This is a genomic window from Sulfitobacter profundi (assembly GCF_042661425.1).
In the GTDB taxonomy this organism is placed as follows: domain Bacteria; phylum Pseudomonadota; class Alphaproteobacteria; order Rhodobacterales; family Rhodobacteraceae; genus Sulfitobacter; species Sulfitobacter profundi.
This window is the reverse complement of the sequence record NZ_JBHSWA010000001.1, coordinates 2,214,577-2,235,721: the sequence shown is the minus strand read 5'-3', so window position 1 is coordinate 2,235,721 and position 21,145 is coordinate 2,214,577. Positions and strand designations below refer to the sequence as shown.

The 21,145-nt window shown below is 62.1% G+C and carries 15 protein-coding genes and 5 pseudogenes; 11 read left to right on the top strand and 9 right to left on the bottom strand.

Annotated elements, in window-relative coordinates; genetic code table 11:
• Positions 1-163 precede the first annotated feature (163 nt).
• From ACFQAU_RS11665 to ACFQAU_RS11615, 11 genes and pseudogenes are all read left to right on the top strand, one after another.
• Positions 164-1,407, top strand: a pseudogene (locus ACFQAU_RS11665) (AAA family ATPase).
• Between the two features lie 23 nt (positions 1,408-1,430).
• The gene (locus ACFQAU_RS11660) at positions 1,431-2,900 is read left to right on the top strand and encodes a CpaF family protein (protein ID WP_120351641.1); all 1,470 of its coding nucleotides are present in this window, start codon (positions 1,431-1,433) and stop codon (positions 2,898-2,900) included.
• Between the two features lie 11 nt (positions 2,901-2,911).
• Positions 2,912-3,874: a type II secretion system F family protein gene (locus ACFQAU_RS11655; protein WP_067621969.1), complete on the top strand. Its 963-nt coding sequence runs from the start codon at positions 2,912-2,914 to the stop codon at positions 3,872-3,874.
• Positions 3,875-3,884: 10 nt separating this feature from the next.
• Entirely contained in the window at positions 3,885-4,862 is a 978-nt protein-coding gene (locus ACFQAU_RS11650; RefSeq protein ID WP_165935553.1) for a type II secretion system F family protein, read from the top strand.
• Complete coding sequence (locus tag ACFQAU_RS11645) at positions 4,862-5,461, top strand: tetratricopeptide repeat protein (RefSeq protein WP_205570867.1); 600 nt, start codon at positions 4,862-4,864, stop codon at positions 5,459-5,461. Before ACFQAU_RS11650 ends, ACFQAU_RS11645 begins: the two co-directional genes overlap by 1 nt.
• A gap of 27 nt (positions 5,462-5,488) precedes the next feature.
• Positions 5,489-6,338, top strand: a pseudogene (locus tag ACFQAU_RS11640) (tetratricopeptide repeat protein).
• 3 nt (positions 6,339-6,341) lie between these two features.
• Positions 6,342-6,834 (top strand): annotated as a pseudogene (locus ACFQAU_RS11635) (prepilin peptidase).
• Between the two features lie 128 nt (positions 6,835-6,962).
• A pseudogene (locus tag ACFQAU_RS11630) lies at positions 6,963-8,269 on the top strand (ATPase).
• A 41-nt stretch (positions 8,270-8,310) separates the two neighbouring features.
• A pseudogene (locus ACFQAU_RS11625) lies at positions 8,311-10,764 on the top strand (ligase-associated DNA damage response DEXH box helicase).
• A gap of 285 nt (positions 10,765-11,049) precedes the next feature.
• Positions 11,050-11,721 (top strand): ligase-associated DNA damage response endonuclease PdeM, encoded by a 672-nt coding sequence (gene pdeM / locus ACFQAU_RS11620; protein WP_132444358.1) that lies wholly within the window; start codon positions 11,050-11,052, stop codon positions 11,719-11,721.
• Positions 11,718-12,140 (top strand): PaaI family thioesterase, encoded by a 423-nt coding sequence (locus ACFQAU_RS11615; protein ID WP_132444357.1) that lies wholly within the window; start codon positions 11,718-11,720, stop codon positions 12,138-12,140. Before pdeM ends, ACFQAU_RS11615 begins: the two co-directional genes overlap by 4 nt.
• Here ACFQAU_RS11615 and folD read toward each other — a convergent pair.
• The 9 genes from folD to pal all read right to left on the bottom strand — a co-directional run bounded on the left by folD (position 12,137) and on the right by pal (position 21,077).
• On the bottom strand, positions 12,137-13,027 hold the full coding sequence (gene folD, locus ACFQAU_RS11610) for a bifunctional methylenetetrahydrofolate dehydrogenase/methenyltetrahydrofolate cyclohydrolase FolD (protein ID WP_120351646.1): 891 nt from the start codon (positions 13,025-13,027) through the stop codon (positions 12,137-12,139). The two genes, ACFQAU_RS11615 and folD, sit on opposite strands and share 4 nt — an antisense overlap.
• A 74-nt stretch (positions 13,028-13,101) precedes the next feature.
• The gene (locus ACFQAU_RS11605; RefSeq protein WP_120351647.1) at positions 13,102-14,778 is read right to left on the bottom strand and encodes a formate--tetrahydrofolate ligase; all 1,677 of its coding nucleotides are present in this window, start codon (positions 14,776-14,778) and stop codon (positions 13,102-13,104) included.
• 110 nt (positions 14,779-14,888) lie between these two features.
• Positions 14,889-15,473, bottom strand: a complete 585-nt coding sequence (locus ACFQAU_RS11600) for an MOSC domain-containing protein (RefSeq protein ID WP_132444356.1) — start codon at positions 15,471-15,473, stop codon at positions 14,889-14,891.
• 45 nt (positions 15,474-15,518) lie between these two features.
• Complete coding sequence (locus tag ACFQAU_RS11595) at positions 15,519-16,172, bottom strand: heavy-metal-associated domain-containing protein (RefSeq protein ID WP_132444355.1); 654 nt, start codon at positions 16,170-16,172, stop codon at positions 15,519-15,521.
• A gap of 147 nt (positions 16,173-16,319) precedes the next feature.
• Positions 16,320-18,236, bottom strand: a complete 1,917-nt coding sequence (ftsH, locus tag ACFQAU_RS11590) for an ATP-dependent zinc metalloprotease FtsH (RefSeq protein ID WP_067942389.1) — start codon at positions 18,234-18,236, stop codon at positions 16,320-16,322.
• 101 nt (positions 18,237-18,337) lie between these two features.
• A complete protein-coding gene (locus ACFQAU_RS11585) occupies positions 18,338-18,628 on the bottom strand; it encodes a hypothetical protein (RefSeq protein WP_386282361.1) in 291 nt (96 codons plus the stop codon).
• A 94-nt stretch (positions 18,629-18,722) separates the two neighbouring features.
• Positions 18,723-19,493: a tRNA lysidine(34) synthetase TilS gene (gene tilS / locus ACFQAU_RS11580; RefSeq protein ID WP_386282358.1), complete on the bottom strand. Its 771-nt coding sequence runs from the start codon at positions 19,491-19,493 to the stop codon at positions 18,723-18,725.
• 119 nt (positions 19,494-19,612) lie between these two features.
• The gene (gene ybgF, locus ACFQAU_RS11575; protein ID WP_132444433.1) at positions 19,613-20,473 is read right to left on the bottom strand and encodes a tol-pal system protein YbgF; all 861 of its coding nucleotides are present in this window, start codon (positions 20,471-20,473) and stop codon (positions 19,613-19,615) included.
• Between the two features lie 73 nt (positions 20,474-20,546).
• Positions 20,547-21,077 carry a peptidoglycan-associated lipoprotein Pal gene (gene pal / locus ACFQAU_RS11570; protein WP_067624244.1) on the bottom strand — a complete coding sequence of 177 codons (531 nt, stop codon included), beginning with the start codon at positions 21,075-21,077 and terminating at the stop codon, positions 20,547-20,549.
• Positions 21,078-21,145: the final 68 nt, after the last annotated feature.

The following is a 21,145-nucleotide window of genomic DNA, read 5'->3' as shown; positions in this document are numbered from 1 at the left end:
AGGCTTTTTGGCCCCAATCTCGCCCCAGTTGGGGGTGATATTCGACACAGAAGGATAAATGTGCCCGGCTCAAGGGCCGCGCATGAGGCAGAGGTCAGAGCGATCGCGGCGACAGAATATCGCCGCCCTCCGGCCAAACCGTTGATGTAAAGGACAAAAGGTCATGAGCAGCACTATGCCCCACCCCGAAGCAGCGCCGATCGTTGCCTGCACAATCAGCCGCGATGTACAGAACTTCGACCTCTTGATCGAAGACATGGAGGCCACTCTGGGCGAAAGCTGGGGCGATCTGGGATTCGCCGAAGCGCTGGCGTTCTTTGGCCAGCCCGAGGCTGAGGCGATGGAATTTGTCGCCCTCGCCATGGATGAGACCGACGAAGACAACCTCGTTTTGATGACTGAGATCATCACGCAGGCCAAGGCCCGCGACATCCGGGTGATTCTGATCGCCGAAGACATGACTCCCGCCGCGCTGCATTCGCTGCTGCGTCAGGGTGCGGATGAATTCGTTCCCTATCCGCTGCCCGAAGGCGAGTTGGCCCAGGCCATCGCCCGCGTCCGCGCCGGAGAGAACGCGGCCCCTGCCCCCGCAGCCGAGGCCAGCGCCCCGCAACTGAAGGCCGGCGCGCAAAGGGATGGCGCCCTGATCGTGGTGCATGGGCTGGCTGGTGGCACCGGGGCCACGACCCTTGCCGTGAACCTTGCGTGGGAGCTGGCCAATGCGGACAAGAAAAATCCGCCCTCGGTCTGCCTGCTGGATTTCGACCTGCAATACGGCTCTGTCGCGACCTTCCTTGATCTGCAACGGCGCGAAGCCGTCTATGAGATGATGTCCGACACGGAAACCATGGACGAGGAAATCTTTGGCCAAGCGTTGCAAACCTTCGAGGACAAGCTGCATGTGCTGACCGCCCCGGCTGAGATGCTGCCGCTCGATATCGTCACCAACGAAGACATTGATCGCATCCTCAATATGGCCCGCAACCAGTTCGACTATGTCATCGTCGACATGCCTTCGACGCTGGTGCAGTGGTCCGAGACCGTGCTGACCAGCGCGCATGTCTACTTTGCGATGCTGGAACTCGACATGCGCTCGGCCCAGAACGCCCTGCGTTTCAAACGGGCGCTGCAATCCGAGGAACTGCCCTTTGAAAAGCTGCGCTACGTAATGAACCGCGCACCCAAATTCACCGATCTCAGCGCCAAGAGCCGGGTCAAGCGGATGGCCGAATCGCTCAGCATCTCAATTGACGTACAGCTGCCCGATGGCGGCAAAGCGGTGACGCAGGCCAATGACCATGGGCTGCCGCTGGCCAACTCGGCTCCGAAAAGCCCCTGCGGCGCGAAATCGCCAAGCTGGCAAGCTCCATCCACGATCTCAAAGGCGAGCAGGCCAAAGCGGCCTAAGCCCCTAGCGAAAGAGCGTACCGATGTTCTCCAAATACAAAAAACCAGCCTCCGCAACCCCGAAAGCCGCTGCTCCGGTCCGAGAGGCCAAGCCTGTCAAAAAGGTCGAGCCCGCCCCTGCGGCCCCCACCCCCGCCCCTGCCGAGGCGGTTAGACCGGTTTCGATGCGCCGGGCCGTCAAACCCGCCGCCGCTTCGCCCGAGGACCGCGAGGTCAAGCGCAAGCAGCGGATGAGTGAGATCAAGCTCGAACTGCACCGCGCCCTGTTGGACAACCTCAACCTCGCCGCGCTGGAACATGCCTCCGAGGCCGATTTGCGGCAGGAGATCAACGATATCGCCGTCGAGGTTCTCTCGGAAAAGAGCATCGTGCTCAACCGCGAAGACCGCATGACGCTGAACTCCGAGCTTTATGACGAGGTGACCGGCCTTGGCCCCCTTGAGACGCTGCTGAAAGACGACAGCGTCAACGATATTCTGGTGAACGGCCCGCAGCAGATTTTCGTCGAGCGGGACGGCAAGCTGCAGTTGACCGACGTGACGTTCAAGGATGAAAAGCACCTGCTGCGGATCATCGACAAGATCGTCTCGGCAGTGGGTCGGCGCGTGGATGAAAGCAACCCCTACGTCGATGCGCGTCTGAAAGACGGCTCGCGTTTCAACGCCATGGTGCCCCCCGTCGCGGTAGACGGCTCCTTGGTATCCATTCGTAAGTTCAAGAAAGACAAGCTGGGCATCGACGATCTGGTGAATTTCGGGGCCTTCTCGGAAGAGATGGCCGCCTATTTGCAGGCCGCCGTGGCGACACGCCTGAACATCATCGTTTCGGGCGGTACGGGTTCGGGTAAAACCACCACGCTCAACGCGCTGTCGTCGTTCATTGCCAACGACGAACGCATCCTGACCATCGAAGACACCGCCGAACTCCAACTCCAGCAGACCCATGTGGGCCGGATGGAAAGCCGCCCGCCCAACGTCGAAGGCAAGGGCGAAGTCTCTCCCCGCGACTGTCTGAAAAACGCCCTTCGGATGCGTCCAGACCGGATCATCGTTGGCGAGACGCGCGGCGAGGAGGTGATCGACATGCTACAGGCGATGAACACCGGCCACGACGGTTCCATGACCACGATCCACGCCAACTCGGCCCGCGATGGCGTCAGCCGTTTGGAAAACATGATCGCCATGGCCGGGATCGAAATGCCGCTCAAAGCCATGCGCAGCCAGATTTCCTCGGCTGTGAACCTGATCGTGCAGGCCAGCCGCTTGCAAGACGGCTCGCGCCGTATGACCTCGATCACCGAGATCACGGGCATGGAAGGCGAGGTGATCTCGATGCAAGAGATTTTCCGGTTCCAGCGCGTGGGCCTGACGCCCGAGAACAAGATCATCGGCCATTTCACCGCCACCGGCGTGCGCAGCCACTTCTCCGAGCGGTTCCGCATGTGGGGCTATGACCTGCCCGCCTCCATCTATGAACCCGTGGCGGCCCAGTAAGGATTGATGCAATGAGTGCCGAACCAATCATCTATGGTCTGATCTTTATTGGCGTCTTGGTGCTGGTCGAAGGGCTGTACCTTGTCGCATTCGGCAAATCCATCAGCCTTAACAGCCGCGTGAACCGACGGTTGGAAATGCTCGAGAAAGGGGCCCGCCGCGAAGAGGTGCTCGACAAGCTGCGCAAGGAAATGCAGCAGCATATGAACGCCAAGTCGATCCCGCTCTATTCCCTGCTGTCAGAACGTGCGCAGAAGGCCGCGATTGCCTTCACGCCGCAGCAACTTTTGATGATTATGGCCGGTTTGGCCGTCTTGGCCTTTCTGGGGCTGACCATCGGCACCGATACATCGGTGCCGGTGCGGGCCATGATGTCCGTCGGCATGGGCGTCGGCGCGGTGTTCTTTTGGGTGTCCCATAAAGCGGGCAAACGCATGGCGATGATCGAAGAGCAGCTTCCCGATGCGGTTGAGCTGATGGTCCGCAGCCTGCGGGTGGGCCACCCGTTCTCCAACGCGATCTCGATCGTGTCGAAGGAAATCCAAGACCCGCTCGCCTCCGAATTCGGGGTGATCGCGGATGAAGCCGCCTATGGCCGTGATCTGGGCGAGGCGCTCAAGGATATGGCCGAACGGCTCGACATGCAGGATTTGCGCTTTCTGGCCGTGGCGGTGACCATTCAACAGCAATCGGGCGGCAACTTGGCCGAGATCCTCGCCGGTCTGGCCAAGGTGATCCGCGCCCGCTTCCGTCTGTTCCGCCGTGTCAAAGCGATCACGGCCGAGGCGAAATGGTCGGGCAAGTTCCTCTCGGGCTTCCCGCTGGCCGCGCTGGTGGTGATCAACCTTGGCGATCCGCATTACTACGACGAAGTGCGCGATCACCCCTACTTCATTCCTGCCTGTTTCCTTGTGGGCATCTTCCTTGTGCTGAACCTGTTCGTGATGCGCATCCTTACCAATATCAAAGTCTGAGAGGCCGATGATGGAATTTCTCAATCAGCTTAACGATCAGATCAACCAAGCCTTGGGGCCGATGGGCCTGATCATCATCGTCGGTACTTTGGGCGTCACCTTGGTGGCGATCACGCTTGTGCTGATGCTGCGCCAGCCCGAAGACCCGCTGACCAAGCTCAAACGCACCAGCACGGCCCCCACGGGCGATAGCGCGCGCGAGAAGCTGCGCCAGTCCGACCAGAACGCGCAGTTGCAAAAGTTCGCCAAGTTTCTTGAGCCCGAAGACGTGGCCGAACTCAGCGCCAAACAATTGATGCTGCGTCAGGCGGGTTATCGGTCGCGCGATGCGGTGCGGCTCTACTACTTCGCGCAGTTTGCCCTTGGGATGCTCGGGCTGGTGGGCGGCCTGATCTACACCAATGTCTTGGGCGGCGGCGAAGGGATGACCACGCAGCAGACCATGATGTGGGCCATCGGCCCCGGTGCGATTGGGTATTACCTGCCCAAATACTGGGTCAAACGCCGTGTCGATTCCCGCAAAGAAGAGATTACCCGCGGTTTTCCCGACGCGCTGGATATGATGCTGGTCTGCGTCGAGGCGGGGCAATCGCTAGATCAATGTATCGTCCGCGTCGCCCGTGAACTGCGCGCCTCCTACCGGGCCCTGTCTGAAGAGTTCGAGATGGTCGCCTATGAGATGAAGGCCGGCAAGGACAAGGTGTCGGTGCTCCACGACATGGGCGAGCGTTGCGGCGTGCAGGATGTCTCCTCCTTCGTGACCGTGCTGATCCAATCGGCGGCCTTTGGCACCTCCATCGCAGACGCCCTGCGCGTCTATGCCGAAGAGATGCGCGACAAACGTGTGATGCGGGCCGAGGAAGCGGCAAACAAGTTGCCAACCAAGATGACCCTTGCCACTATGGGCCTTACCGTACCGCCGCTGTTGATCATTCTGGTCGGCCCCTCGGCGCATGGCATCTCGAAATTGGGTCAGATGGGGAATTAATGACGGAGAAAATTCGGCGCAGCCTCGCCCGCGCCGTTTTCATCGGGCCGATCTTAGCCCTTGCTCTGGCCGCCTGTTCAACAGGCGGCTTTTCCGCGTTGCGCGGGGATCAGAAGCCCGAAAGCCTCTATGCGCCCGGCGTGAACCCGCGCGCAGAAGCTGTCGACGGCATCGAAGTGGGCCACAGGCTTATCGCGGCGGGACAGTATGAACTGGCCATCAAATCCTTCAACCGCGCCGCGCTGGATCACGGGCTGACGGGGGAAGTCCTCTCGGCTTTGGGCAGTGCCAACCTCGGGCTGGGGCGTTTGGGTCAGGCCGAAACCCTGCTGCGCCGCGCGGTTGAGAAGGACGCTGCCGAGCCAGAAGTCTGGAACAACCTTGGCGTTGTGCTGATGGAAAGCGGCCAGACCGCCGAGGCCGAGCAGATTTTCCGCAAAGCCTATGCCCTCGATAATGGCGAAAGTGACGCAATCCGGGACAATCTGCGCTTGGCGCTCGCAAAAACGGAAAAATCTGTTATAACAGAAGTCAATGAAGATAATTACAAATTGGTGCGGCGCGGCAGCGGGGATTACCTGATCCGTCCGACACCATGACCCGGCAGAGCAGTAAAAGGACGCAAAATGCGCCATCCAATCATTCTGGCCGTCTGCATGGCAGGCGTCACCGCCCTTGCTGGCTGCGGTGAAAAAGATGCGAACGCCACCGTTGAGCGGGCCTTCAAGGACGTCAATGTGGTGGATGAAACCAACCTCTCCGACGTGATGCTTACCGTGGCCGACCCCAATGAGGCGGTGAGTTACTTTGCGCGTTCCGTCAAGGAAAGCCCCGACCGGATCGACCACCAGCGCGGGCTTGCCGCATCGCTCGTGCGGGCCAAACGCTCCACCGAAGCTGTGGGCGCATGGGACAAGGTCACCAAGATGAAGGGCGCCACGCCCGAAGACAGTGTGCAATTGGCCGATGCGCTGATCCGCTCGGGCAACTGGGCGCGGGCTGAGACGGTCCTCAACAGCATCCCCCACCCATGAGACATTCGCCCGCTACCGGCTCGAAGCCATGGTTGCCGACAGCAAAGAACAGTGGAGCCGCGCCGACAGTTTCTATGAAATCGCCGTTGGCCTGACCACGACCCCTGCCGCCGTGATGAACAACTGGGGCTACTCCAAACTAACCCGCGGTGATTACCCCGAAGCCGAGAGGCTTTTTGGCGAGGCGATCCGTCAGGACAACACGCTTTTCACCGCCAAGAACAACCTCATCATGGCCCGCGCCGCACAGCGCGATTACACCCTGCCCGTCATGCCGATGGAGCAGTCCGAACGCGCCCAGCTTTTGCACACGATGGCCCTGTCGGCGATCAAACGCGGCGATGTGGAGACCGGCAAGGGCCTGCTGCGCGAAGCGATCGACACCCATCCCCAGCACTTCGAAGCCGCCGTCCGGTCTTTGCGCGCGTTGGAAAACGGCTGAGCCATGGCGATCTCTGCCACGGCGGCCCTGTGGTTTCTGCCCTTCGTCCTGCCGATCTGCCTCTATGTCGCTTTTACCGACATGAAGCAGATGCGCATTACCAATCAGGCGGTCTTGGTACTCATCGCGATCTTCGTGGTGTTGGGTCTGTTTCTGCTGCCGTTTGAAACCTATCTCTGGCGCTTGCTGAGCCTCGTGATCGTCTTGGTCATTGGCATCGTGCTGAACGCCGCTGGCGTCATGGGCGCCGGAGATGCCAAATTCGCCGCCGCTGCCGCGCCCTTTATCGCCATCGGTGATCTGCGCCTGCTGATGATGCTTTTCATGGCCACCCTTCTGGCCGCCGCTGCCACGCACCGCGGGGTGAAATACACCCCTACGCCGCCTCGCGCCCGATTGGCAAAGCTGGCAGGAAACCAAGAAATTTCCCATGGGCCTCGCCCTTGGCACCACGCTGGGGCTCTATCTCATTCTAGGGGCGCGCTACGGGGTCTGAACGCGCCCTGCCCGCCGCAACTTTCTTTTATTGCGGAATAAGCGTCCACATTCACGCCATATTCAAGATTTATCCTGCAGTCTGACCGACAAGCCGCACCGCCGCATGCTTTGCCAAGGAAGCCATTGATGAACGCCCCGACCAGCACAGTGCTTGCCCCGCCGCCCCCAAGCGGTTGGAGGATATGAAACTGCCCATCGTGATGATGCGCGACATCCTCCTGAAAACGATCTTTCGCAAGAACGTCGAAATGGTCAGCGATCTGGCCCAAGCGCTCTGCCTGCCGACCCAAGTCACGCAAGAAATGGTCGACCAAGCCCGCGGACAGCGCCTGCTAGAGGCGACAGGCACGCTCAGCGCCACCAGCGGCAATGAAATGGGCTATCAACTGACCGACGCTGGCAAAGCGCGCGCCTTGGATGCGCTGGCGCAATCGGAATATTTCGGTGCCATGCCCGTCCCGCTTGAGGTTTACCGCGAGCAGGTCAAACGCCAATCCGTGCGCAACCTGCAGATCACCCGCGATCAGCTCACCGGAGCCATGGGCCATCTGGTGCTGCCCGACAGCCTGCTGGACCACCTTGGCCCTGCCGTCTCTGCCGGGCGGTCGATCCTGATGTACGGCCCGCCGGGAAACGGAAAATCTAGCATTTCTAACGGGATCCGCGACGCGCTTGGTGATAAGGTCTATGTCCCCCGCGCCATTGAATACGCGGGCCAGGTCATCACCGTCTATGACCCGATCGTGCATTCCTCCGCCGAGGCAGAGGTCCAAGACCCGACCTCCCTGCGCCGCATCACCCGCTATGACGCTCGCTATGTCTGCTGCGAACGCCCGACGGTCATCACCGGCGGTGAGCTGACGCTCGACATGCTCGATCTGGTCTACAACCCCACGGCCCGAACCTATCAGGCCCCTCTGCAACTCAAAGCCACCGGCGGCATCTTTATCGTCGATGACCTTGGCCGTCAGCAAGAGCCACCGCAAAGCATCATCAACCGCTGGATCGTGCCGCTTGAGGAAAGCAAAGACATCCTCGCCCTGCAATCGGGTGAGAAATTCGAGGTGCCCTTCGACACGCTGGTGATTTTCTCAACCAACTTCCACCCGAATGAGATTTTTGATCAAGCGGCCCTACGGCGTATTTTCTTCAAGATCAAAATCGACGGGCCGGACCAAGAGAACTTCCTCAAGATCTTTGCCATGGTCGCCCGCAAACGCGGCATGCCACTGGATGAAGCGACGCTGATCCATCTACTCAAGGTGAAATACCCGACCATCGACAACGTCTATGCGAACTATCAGCCGAACTTCCTGATCGACCAGATGATCGCCATTTGCGATTTCGAAGGCATCCCCTATCAGATGAACCCCGATCTGGTGGACCGTGCATGGGCCAATATGTTCGTCCGCGATGAGGTGATCGTTAAATAGCCCTGGCCGCTGGCCCCACGGCCTGCCGATACTACATTGGCATTCATGCGCGCCCTACCCCCAAATTCGCCGATTGGTTCGCCCAGAACGGCTGGTCCCTGCACCCGCACCAGCAGGAAATGCTGGACCGTGCCGCGGCCCCCGCCCTGCTGCTCATCGCCCCCACAGGCGGCGGTAAAACGCTGGCCGGTTTTCTGCCCACCCTCGTTGATCTGGCCGAGCAAGAGCACGAGGGGATGCACACGCTCTACATCTCCCCCTCAAAGCGCTGGCTGCGGATATCAAACGCAACCTGACCCGCCCGGTGGACGAGATGCGCCTGCCCATCCGCATCGAGGATCGCACCGGCGACACCCCGCAATCGCGCCGCCGCCGCCAGCGCGCCGACCCGCCGCATATCCTGCTGACCACCCCCGAAAGCCTCGCTCTGCTGACTTCCTACGAGGACGCCGCCCGCACCTTTCGCGGTCTCAAACGCGTGGTGATCGATGAAATCCACGCCCTCGCCGAAAGCAAACGCGGCGACCAGTTGATGCTGGCACTGACCCGTCTTCAAGCCCTCTGCCCCGGCCTCAAACGGGTGGGCCTCTCGGCCACGGTCGAAGACCCTTCGGCCATCGCCCATCTCATGGCCCGCCACCCGGACCCTTGCGAAGTGCTGCTGGCCGATCCGGGCCCCGCCCCCGACATCCAGATGCTACACACCGAGGAAGCCCCGCCTTGGGCCGGGGGCGGTGCTGCCTATTCAATTCCAGCGGTGCTTGAGCAAGTGCGCCAACACAAGACCACGCTGATCTTCCACAACACCCGCGCGCAGGCCGAGCTTTTCTTTCACAAACTCTGGCTCGCCAATGAAGACGCCCTGCCGATCGCGATCCACCACGGGAGCTTGGATCGCGCCCAACGCGAAAAGGTCGAAGCCGCCATGGTGCGCGGCGATCTGCGCGCCATCGTCTGCACCGGCACGCTTGATCTTGGCATCGACTGGGGCGACGTCGACCTCATCATCCAGATCGGCGCCCCCAAAAACGTAAAGCGGCTGGTCCAACGCATCGGCCGCGCCAACCACCGCTACAACGCGCCCTCCAAGGCACTTTTGGTGCCTGCCAACCGCTTTGAAGTGGTCGAATGCGTGGCCGCGCTAGAGGCTGTCCTCGAAGGCGCGCTCGACGGCCACCCGCGCGGCCCCGGCCCGCGCGATGTGCTGTGCCAACATATTCTCATCGCCGCCTGCGCAGGCCCTTTGACGCTGACGACCTCTTCGCGCAGGTCCGCTCCGCCGGGGCCTACGCCGCCCTGTCCCGCGCCGACTTCGACGCCTGCCTCGATTTCTGTGCCACCGGCGGCTATGCCCTGCGCGCCTACGACCGCTGGCAACGTCTGCTGCAACGCTCCGATGGCCAGTGGCAACTGCGTGACCCGCGCGCCGCCCAACGCATCCGCATGAACATCGGCACGATTCAAGATACCGATAAGCTGAAGGTTCGCATGAAACGCAACCGCGGCGGCAAACCGCTGGGCGAGATCGAAGAAGGCTTTGCCGCAACGCTCACCAAAGGCGACACCTTTCTGATCGGCGGCCAAATCGTGCGCTACGAAGGCCTGCGCGAAACCGTTGTCGAAGTCAGCCGCAACGCCGCAAAAAGCCCAAGGTGGCCACCTTCGGCGGCACGAAATTCGCCACCTCCACCCAGCTTTCGGCCCGCGTGCAACAGATGTTCACGCAAGACAGTTGGCCCGAATTGCCGCGCCACACCGCCGAATGGCTGACCTTGCAACGTGAGGTCAGCCAATTACCACAACCCGGCACGCTGCTGGTCGAAAGCTTCCCCCATGACTTTGCCGAACAAACGGTCTTCTACGGTTTTGCCGGCCGCAACGGTCAGCAAACGCTAGGCCTCCTGCTGACCAAACGCATGGAAGACCTTGGCCTGCGCCCCTTGGGCTTTGTAGCAACAGACTATGCCACGCTCATCTGGGGCCTCTCCCCCGTCGACGACCCCGCGCCGCTGCTCGACCCCAGCGTGCTGCACGAGGGTCTCGACAGTTGGCTTGCGGGCAATGCCGTGATGAAACGTACCTTCCGGGCCGCGGCGACCATCGCCGGGCTGATCGAACGCAACAGCCCCCAAGCACGCAAATCCGGGCGACAGACGACCTTCTCCAGCGACATCCTCTACGACACATTACAACGCTATGAACCGGACCATCTGATGCTCGACATCACCCGTGAGGAAGCCTTGAGCGGTCTGGTGGATTTTGGCAGGATCGAAGAGATGCTGGGCCGCATCGCCGGGCGCATCACGCACCGCAAACTGACTCGCGTAAGCCCGCTCGCCGCACCGCTGTTTCTGGAAATGGGCCGTGTGCCTGTCGAAGGCGCCGGACAGGAACGCATGCTGGCGGAAGAGGCCGAAAGACTGATGGAAGCCTCCGGCCTCGCGCAGCTCACTCCGCCGCCCTCGGATCAGCCGCCTTGGCGAGATGGGCGTTGAACACCGAGGTGCCGCAGGCGGAAAGGTTCTGCAAGGTATTTGAAAAAGGATGAAGATATTAAGAGTTCTTTAACCCACGCGGCGCATCTTGATCCCGCGGTACAGGCTGCGGAGCCGATGACCGCAAAGGATGAAGGCGCGTCTCCGGTCAGGTTAACGCCCGGCTGCGAGGCGCGTTTTCTACCTTTCATCCTTTCTTAAATACCGCTGCGCTGCCGTTTCCGGTCTTCTGACAATCGCGTTTATCCCCTTGCCAAATCGGCGGCGATCTCAGATGAACAAAGGATGAACAGCCTTGATTTTTCATTCGCCGGCGCGGCGCTGACCGCGCTTGGCTCTGGCGCGCTTTTGTGGCGCGACCGGGATTTGCTATGCGTAAGCGACCTGCATCTGGGCAAGTCTGAGCGGATCGCGCGGCGCGGCGGGTCGGCCCTGCCGCCTTATGAGACCCGCGATACGTTGAAACGACTGGCGGCGGATCTGTCCTTTACGCAGGCGCGGCATGTGATCTGCCTTGGCGATAGTTTCGACGACCTTGGCGCGGCGCGAGCGCTGCCAGAGGAAGAGCGGTTGTGGATACTGGGCCTGCAAGCCGGACGGCGGTGGGATTGGATTGAGGGCAATCATGATCCCGGCCCCGTAGGCTTGGGCGGCACGCATTTGGGAGAGATAGCGCTCGGCCCGCTGACCTTTCGGCATATCGCCGCGAGCGAGGTCCGGGGCGAGGTGTCGGGGCATTATCATCCTAAGGCATCGATCCGTGCGCGGGGCCGCAGCATCTCGCGTCCGGCCTTTCTGTTTGACAGCAAGCGGCTGATCCTGCCTGCATATGGCACCTATACCGGCGGGCTGCGCAGCCAGTCGCGGGTGCTTTGTGATTTGATGGGGCCGGAAGCCTGCGCGGTGCTGACAGGCGCGCAACCAGTGGCGATCCCCATGCCCGGAAAGGCGCGATGATGGACCAGATTGAACGCCGGGTGCGGGAGAGCTTTGCCAAGCAGACCATGATGCAAACCTTGGGGGCGGAGATTATCGACGTGCAGCCCGGTTTGGTCCGGGTCACGGCACCGGTCCTGCCCGGCGCGATGCAGCAGCAGGGTTTTGGCCATGCGGGGCTGACATTTTCCATCGGCGATTCCGCCGCCGGTTATGCAGCGTTGAGCATGCTGCCGCAGGAGGTTGATGTTGTCACGTCTGAGATCAAGATCAACCTGCTGGCCCCCGCCCGTGGGGACCGGCTGATTGCCACGGGCCGGGTGGTAAAACCGGGCCGGCGGCTTTGTGTCGTAACCGCAGAGGTGCATGCGGAGACGGATGGCGCGGCCAAGCTCATCGCCATCCTGCAGGGCACCATCGTGCCTGTGTCTGCCTCTTAGGCGGTCAGCCCTTCAGGTTCTTCCAACCCGTTGGCGCGGCAGCAGGCGGTGACCGTATTGGCCAACAGGCAGGCGATGGTCATCGGCCCAACGCCACCCGGCACGGGTGTGATGGCCCCGGCGCGTTGGCTGGCACTGTCGAAATCCACGTCGCCGACCAGTTTGGTCTTTTCGCCAGTCTCAATCCGGTTGATGCCCACGTCGATCACCGTGGCGCCCTCTTTGATCCAATCGCCCGGCACCATCTCGGGGCGGCCAACGGCGGCGACGACGATATCGGCGCGGCGCACCACTTCTGGCAAGTCGCGGGTGCGGCTGTGCGCGATGGTCACGGTGCAGCTATCCCCCAAGAGCAACTGCGCCATCGGTTTGCCCACGATGTTTGAGCGGCCGACAACCACCGCGTTCATCCCCGACAGATCGCCATGGTGGTCCCGGAGCATCATCAGGCAGCCAAGCGGGGTGCAGGGCACCATGCTTTTCTGCCCCGTGCCCAGCAGCCCGACGTTGGAGATGTGGAAACCGTCCACGTCCTTGGCGGGCGAGACGGCGTTGACCACGCGGGCTTCATCAAGATGATCCGGAAGCGGAAGTTGTACGAGAATGCCGTGTATCTCGGGGTCGTTGTTCAGCGCGTCGATCAGCTTGAGCAGGTCGTCCTGATCCACAGTCGCGGGCAGCTTGTGTTCGACCGATTTCATGCCGACCTCGCGGGTCATTTTGCCCTTGGAGCGGACGTAGACTTGGCTTGCCGGGTCTTCCCCCACCAGCACCACGGCAAGGCCCGGCGTGATGCCGTGATCCGTCGTCAGCCGGGCGACATGGCCCGCCACCTTGTCACGCACCGTTGCTGCAAAGGCTTTGCCGTCGATGATTGTCGCTGTCATATCCGTCTCACTTTCGCTCGCTGCACGTTGAACACGCCCTACATCACCGCGACGGCGGGGCATTGCAACCCGCCTTAGAACAATCCCTCCACATCGCCATCGGCGTTGAGCTTAATTGCCTCCGCAGAAGGCACCCGAGGCAGGCCCGGCATGGTCATGATCTCTCCGCAGATCACGACGACGAACCCCGCCCCCGCCGAAAGCCGCACCTCGCGGATTGGCACGCTGAAGCCTGTGGGCGCGCCGCGCAGGTCGGGATCGGTCGAGAAGCTGTACTGGGTCTTGGCCATACAGACCGGCAGATCGCCATAGCCCTGTGCCTCCCAGTCTTTTAACTGATTGCGCACCTTTTGATCGGCCAGCACCTCGTCGGCGCGGTAGATGCGTTTGGCGATGGTCTCGATCTTTTCGAAAAGCGGCATCTCGTCGGCATAGAGCGGGGCAAAGTTCGCGTGATCACCATCGGCAATCTCGGCCACGCGGGTGGCAAGATCGGCAGAGCCTTCGGAACCCAACTCCCAATGGCGCGACAGGATCGCCTCCGCCCCTTGGGCCGCGACATAGTCCTTGACCGTGGCGACTTCGGCGTCGGTGTCGGTGACGAAATGGTTGATCGCCACGACCACGGGCACGCCAAAGGATTTTACGTTCTCGATATGGCGGCCGAGGTTGGCGCAGCCTTTTTGCACCGCCTCTACATTTTCCGCCCCAAGGTCCGCTTTCGCCACGCCGCCGTTCATCTTCATCGCCCGCACCGTGGCCACAACCACGACCACCGATGGCGCGAGCCCCGCCTTGCGGCACTTGATGTTCATGAATTTTTCGGCCCCGAGATCGGCACCAAAGCCCGCCTCTGTCACCACGTAATCCGCCAGTTTCAGCGCTGTGGTCGTGGCGATGACCGAGTTGCAGCCGTGCGCGATATTGGCAAATGGGCCGCCATGCACGAAGGCCGGGTTGTTCTCCAGCGTTTGGACGAGGTTGGGCTGCATCGCATCTTTCAAGAGCACCGTCATGGCCCCATCCGCCTTGAGGTCGCGGGCATAGACCGGGCTGCGGTCGCGGCGGTAGGCCACGATCATCGCGCCAAGGCGCTCTTGCAGATCGCTGAGGTTCTTGGAAAGGCAGAGGATCGCCATGACCTCGGAGGCGACGGTGATGTCGAACCCCGTCTCGCGCGGGAAACCGTTGGGCACGCCGCCCAAGGATGCGGTGATCTGGCGCAGGGCGCGGTCGTTCATGTCGACCACGCGCCGCCAAACGACGCGGCGGGTGTCGATCTCAAGCTCGTTGCCCCAGTAGATGTGGTTGTCGATCATCGCCGCCAGCAGGTTATGAGCGCTGGTGATGGCATGAAAGTCGCCGGTGAAATGCAGGTTCATCTCTTCCATCGGCACGATCTGGGCATAGCCGCCGCCTGCCGCCCCGCCCTTCATCCCAAAGTTCGGCCCGAGGGAGGCTTCGCGGATGCAGACCGCTGCCTTCTTGCCGATCCGGTTCAATCCATCACCAAGCCCAACAGTGGTGGTGGTCTTGCCCTCTCCCGCTGGCGTGGGGTTGATCGCGGTGACGAGGATCAACTTGCCGTTCGGCCGGTCTTGGACGGAATCGATGAACGTCTGGCTTACCTTTGCCTTGTCATGGCCATAGGGCAGCAGGTCGTCGCTGGAGATGCCCAGCTTTTCGCCGATCTCTTGGATAGGGCGTTTCGCCGCTTCGCGGGCGATTTGAATGTCGGTTTTGAAAGCCATGAGATTCCCCTGTTGCCGTTGGTGGCGATTTTTATTCCTTAGCCATAGCGCGACAAGACCCCGACGGGGGCCGTGTTTCCGACACTCAAGCATCGCGAAACGGCGCGCGGTCAGCCGAGGTGCGGCCAGACGGGCTGGTTCGGCACGAAAAGCGTCAACCTGTCGCCCACGGCCAGCGGCCCTTCCCGCTCGACCCAAGCGGTCACGCCGCGTTTGCCCTGCGCGGCGGGTTTGAAGCCCTTGCCATGGCCGGGGGCGTCAACCTCAATCTCACGCGCGGGCAGATTGCAGGGGCCATTTTCGATATCCACCACCAAGGTGGCGCCATGTGCGTTTTGCAGCCGCGATCCGGGCGGGACGAGCGTAAAGTCCGGGATGCCTTTGAGGATAATCGACGCGCCCAGCAGGGTCGGGTCAAGCTCAGGCAGGTCCATGGCGGCGGCAATCTGCGCCATCTCTTCGGCCGAGAGGATAGACAACTGGCGGGTATTGCGAATTTCCGTGCCCTTAGGATGCAGGTTGCGCACGCGGACGCAGGCCGGACGGGTCAGCCCGGCGTGGAAATCCCCCTCGAAGCCTGCATAGGTCGCACGCGCCTGATCCATCGCGACCGAGCGGATGTTTTCGCGATCCTGAGGGACCATACCCAGCCAAGTGATTTCGGCGACATGGTCTGTCTTGCGTAGCTCGGGCATCATGCGGTCCTTCGGGGTGGTTTGGGTGACTGCTGAACCCTAGGCTCACTGTCGGATCAAATGCACCTTAAATCCGCCACCGCTCAATGAGGCCTTGGTGAGGGTGCCCGCGGTATAGACAAGCGCCATCCCGAAGGATTTTAGATAAAAGGGAGAGAAATAGCCCGGCCCCATGACAACGCGGTAAGACATATCGCAATGCACGGCAGGGCCTTCCTCACGGACCTCTTGGGTCGCGACTTGGACCACGCGGCGGCCATCGTAGAGCGCCAGCGGAGAGGGGCAGCTATTGCCAGTGGCAAGGGCGGCAAAAAGCTCAGGCGGGAAAAGGACGCCGGGCGGCACCGCTTTGGCATCCGACATTTCCGTCATTTCCGAAGACGGCGTAATTTCAACCGAAGTGACCCGCCCCGCCGTCCGGTCAATCGCGATATCGCGCGTCTCGCTCCCCCGGTTCGCACCCAGATAGCTGGCCGTGTTCCCGTTAGACTGGGTGACCGCGTTGAAGCTGCCGTTCTTGATGCCGAAAGGGGCGTTGTTGAGAGACAGCAAGAACGCGGCGTTCCGGCTTTGGCCGTTGAACTGCAACGTGCCCAACTGACGCCCGCCCAATGCCACGGTGTAGGTCTGCGGATCGGCCCAAGCCGGACCGCCGGTAAGCGCAAAGAGAACGGCAAGGGCAGAGAGGATGCGGCGCATAATACCCCGGCAGGTTAGGAATTCCACCCCTGTCTAACGCGGTAGCGGCTGTGAAGCGATAGGGGAATTTCCGCCCATTGCCCAAGGGTCAGCCCAAAACGAAAAAACCCCGCCGAAGCGGGGTCTTTCATAGGGTCGCAGGCCGGATCACACCGAAGGTTCAGGCTCCATTCCGCCATCCTTCGGCGGGGTTTTCTTGCCCTTCGCCTTGGGGATCGCGGTGACGCTGGGTGCGCTGCCCGCGTCGGAGTTGTCGTCGTCGGAGTCTTCGGCTGGCGGCAGACCATCCATGACACGTTTGATCTCATCGCCGGTGAGGGTCTCATATTCCAGCAGACCTTGGGCCAGACGCTCGAACTCCACCTCTTTCTCTGAGATGATCTTCATCGCGTGGTCATAGCCGTCTTGGATGAACTGCTGCACCTCTTTTTCAACCAACTCCTTGGTGTTGGCCGAGACGGAGAACCCAGCGGTATTGCCCTGATAGCCCTGCGCGGCTTCGGAATAGTCGATGTTGCCGACCTTATCGGACATGCCCCATTGCAGCACCATCGCGCGCGCCAGCGCAGAGGCCTGCTGGATGTCGCCCGCCGGGCCGTTGGACACGGAATCGGGGCCGTACTTGTGGATTTCCGCCGCCTTGCCGGCCATGGCCATGGCCAAACGCTGGTGGCATTCGTCCTTGAACATGTTCAGCCGGTCGATCTCAGGCAGGCTCATCACCATGCCAAGCGCGCCGCCGCGCGGGATGATCGTGGCTTTGTAGACCGGGTCGCATTTGGGCAGCGTCATGCCGACCAGCGCGTGACCAGCTTCGTGGTAAGCGGTCATTTCCTTCTGCTCGGCGGTCATCACCATCGAGCGGCGCTCTGGGCCCATCATCACCTTGTCCTTGGCCTGTTCGAAATCGACCATGGTGACGAAACGGCGACCGACACGGGCAGCCATAAGTGCTGCCTCGTTCACGAGGTTCGCCAAGTCCGCGCCCGAAAAGCCCGGCGTGCCGCGCGCGATAATGCGCAGGTCAACATCCGGCCCCAGCGGGGTCTTGCGCGCGTGAACCGAGAGGATCTTTTCGCGACCTTTGATGTCGGGGTTGGGCACCGTGACCTGACGGTCAAAACGGCCCGGACGCAGCAGCGCCGGGTCAAGCACGTCACGGCGGTTGGTCGCGGCGAGGATGATGACACCTTCGTTGCTCTCAAAACCGTCCATCTCGACCAGAAGCTGGTTCAAGGTCTGCTCACGCTCGTCATTGCCGCCGCCATAGCCTGCACCCCTGTGACGACCGACGGCGTCAATCTCGTCGATGAAGACGATACAGGGGGCGTTTTTCTTGGCCTGTTCGAACATGTCGCGCACACGGGATGCACCGACACCGACGAACATCTCGACAAAGTCGGAGCCGGAGATAGTGAAGAAGGGCACGCCCGCCTCACCCGCGATGGCGCGGGCCAGCAGCGTCTTACCGGTGCCCGGAGGGCCCACCAGCAACGCGCCTTTGGGGATCTTGCCGCCAAGGCGCGAGAATTTCTGCGGGTTGCGCAGGAATTCGACGATTTCCTCAAGCTCTTCCTTGGCCTCATCGATGCCCGCCACGTCGTCAAAGGTCACGCGGCCCTGCTTTTCGGTCAGCATCTTGGCCTTGGATTTGCCAAAGCCCATCGCCCCGCCTTTGCCGCCGCCCTGCATGCGGTTCATGAAGTAGATCCACACACCGATCAGCAGCGCGATGGGCAGAAGCGACATCAGGAAAGTCTGGAAACCAGACTGTTGCTGCGGACGCGCTTTGACCGGAATATCGTTGGAGATCAAAAGCTGGGTCAACTCGGCATCGCCGGGTTTGATCGTCAGGTAGTCGGCGCCATCCGCCTTGCGGAACCGAACCTGCTCGCCATCCAATGTCACATTACGGACATCACCATCCTGTACGGAGGTGACGAATTCGGAATAGCTGACCTCATTGTTTTGCAGCGACCCGCTGGACCCGCTGAACAGGTTGAACAGCGCCAGTACCAGCAACATCAGGACAACCCAGAAGGCGAGGTTACGAACATTTCCCAAGGGAATTCTCCTAAATTCACATGGCCGCGGGCAAGTCCCGCGACCCAAGGGGCGCCCGTTCGGGCAACCACCACACTAAGATAGACATGATGCGCTCATGTTCAATGCGATAATGGCGCGGTTTCGTTGCATTCCACGCCGCTTTCGCGCTGGACATGCCATTTCTCGTCCAGTCCGGCAAGGGGCGCTGCAAGCAGGCGCGCGCCCTGCCAGATCGCCGGGGTCGACAGCAGCATAGCACGGGGCCGCCCGAGGCTGCGCCAATCGGGGCATTGGGCGAGGCCCTCGGCCCCCAAGGCCCGCAATTCAGCGCCCTGCGGCAGCCCCTCTGGGGGCGTCGCACGCCAGCGCCGGTCCCAAAGCTGATCCGCAGGCACCCGCAGGTCGCGCACCGCGTTATATTCCCGAAAGACCCAGATTCCACCGCGCCGAAGCAGCGCCTGACAGCCCCCAGCGTGGCCGCCTGCCCCTCGGCCAACCCCGCGATCAGGGCCGCCACGGGGCCGCGGCGCGGGGGTAGGTGCCGCCGTTGACCTGCCCAAGCGCATGAATCATCAAGCGGCGGCGGATCTCTTCGGGCGCGGCAAAAAAGCCCTCGGCCTGCATCACCTGTGCGCCCGCCTCCATGCGCAGAATATCGCCTGCCGTTCTGTCGGTCTGGCTTTTCAGCGCCTCCCGGGCGGTGGCCATGTTGCGCGCCACCTCGGCCAAGGCCTCTACGTCGATGCCAAGCGGCGCGAGGGCGGCAAGACTTTGACGGGTTTGAATGCGGGCGAAACGCGGGTCATCGTTGCTGGGGTCGTCGACCCACTCAACGGCCGCGCGCCTCAGATGCCCTCGCAATGCCTCACGCCGGGCAAAAAGCAGCGGGCGCAGCCATGTGATGCCGTGCCGGTTGCTGCGCGGTACCATGGCCGACAGGCCGTCCACCCCCGACCGGCGGGCCAATCGCATCAGCACCGTTTCGGCCTGATCATCTGCCGTATGGCCAAGCGCCACGCAGGGCAGCCCGCGCCGCTCTGCCCAATCGGCCATCAGCCGATACCGCGCCTCACGCGCCGCGTTTTGCAGGTTGCCTTGCCCGTCCCACCCCCGCCAACGCAGTGTTTCATGCGACAGGCCCAGAGCGCTGGCACGTCGCGCGACGAAGGCGGCCTCTCCGGCGGCTTCGGGGCGCAGACCATGGTCGACAGTCACGGTTTCAAGATGTGTGCCCGCCGCCGCCGAAAGCCCATACAGCAACGATAGCAGAGCCATGGAATCGCCCCCGCCCGAGACTGCAACGCCAAGGCGGGGGGCAGCGCACCGCCCAGCCCCGCCAGCAGCCCCTTGGCCAGCGCTGCATCAGCCGTCGCGGCAGGCGCAGTCATCAGCGGTTAGGAACAACCCAGCGTCTGGCGCTGCGCTTCGGCTTGGCTCACCTGCGGGGCGCCCGGGAAACGCACGGCAACCTCCGCGAGGGTCACGCAGGCCTCTTGTGTTTGCTCCAACACGCCAAGCGCGCGACCCAACTCAAACAGCGACTGCGGTGCCACCGGCCCTTCGGGATCGGTGCTGAAGGCCGCGAGATAGGCACGAGCCGCTTCGCGGTTGTCGCCCAAACCGGTCAGCGCTTCGCCGCGGCGCATCTCGGCTTCGGCGGCTAGCGGACCACCGGGATAGGTCTGACTGAAGGTCGCAAAGAGATCGGCGGCGCTGCGAAAGTCACCGTTTGCGAGCGCCCCCTGCGCCCGCTCGAAATCGGTCTTCTCGCTGACCGCCAGCTCTGCTTCGTTGATGGGGGTGATGATGCCGTTTGAAGGTGCCGCCCCACCGCTGCCGGGGGTCATCTCGACCACCTCGCGGTCGGCCTCGGGGGCGGGTGCGACCACGGTTGGGGCCTCCCCTCCGCCGAGGGTCGAGGTCTCTCCAAGCGTGCCCAGATCGCCGCCTTCAAGCTCAACCAGACGGTATTCCAGATCCCCAATCCGGTTGGTGCCATCGGCAACGATCCGGTTTATCCGGTTCTCCATCTCTTCGGTCTTGGAGGTGAGGCGTTGCAATTCGCTTTCCATGGTGCCGACACGCTCAAGCACAGAGCTGCCGCCGGTCTCAACCGAGCCGCCGCCCGTGGTCGAAAGTTCGCGGCGCAGCTTTTGCACCTCGACACTGAGCACGGTCAACTGCTGGCGGATGTCCGCCAGCGTCTGATCGTTGTCCTGCGCCATAAGCGCGGCGGGGGCGGTCATCAGCCCCATCACCGCCACGAAGATATATCGCTTCAGCACATCGGCCTCCTTGGATTGGTCATTGCTTGGACTGTCGCCGCAATTAGCTGGTCAGTGCGCCACCGGCCAGAACGGTCACGGCGCGGCGGTTTTTGGCATAGCAGGCCTCTTCCGAGCAGATCTCGATCGGGCGCTCTTTGCCGTAGCTGATGGTCTTGAGACGCGAAGCCGCAACACCGCGGGAAATCATATACTCGCGCACGGCATTGGCACGACGACCGCCAAGCGCGATGTTGTATTCACGGGTGCCCTGCTCATCCGCGTGACCTTCGATCACGGCTTGATAATCTGTATTGGTCTGCAGCCAAGCCACCTGCCCGTCGAGCGTGGCACGGCCTTGGTCGGTCAGCGTGGATTGGTCCACGAGGAACAGCACCCGGTCGCCGACAGCCTGTTGGAAATAGGCGGTGGAGGTGGGGTCGTTCGCGCTGCCCGGCACCACGCCGGCGTTGACCCCTGCGCCTGCATTGGCCCCGGCACCGCCCATGCCATCGGCACCAAAACGGTCGGGGTTTGTACAGGCCGACACGGCCAATGCGGAAATCAAAAGCGTGCTGGTCAAAATGCGTTTCATGGGGGTCTGCCTTCTCTGTGGTGGCGTTGTTGTTGCTGGTGTTAACACAGGCGCGAGATCATTGGAAT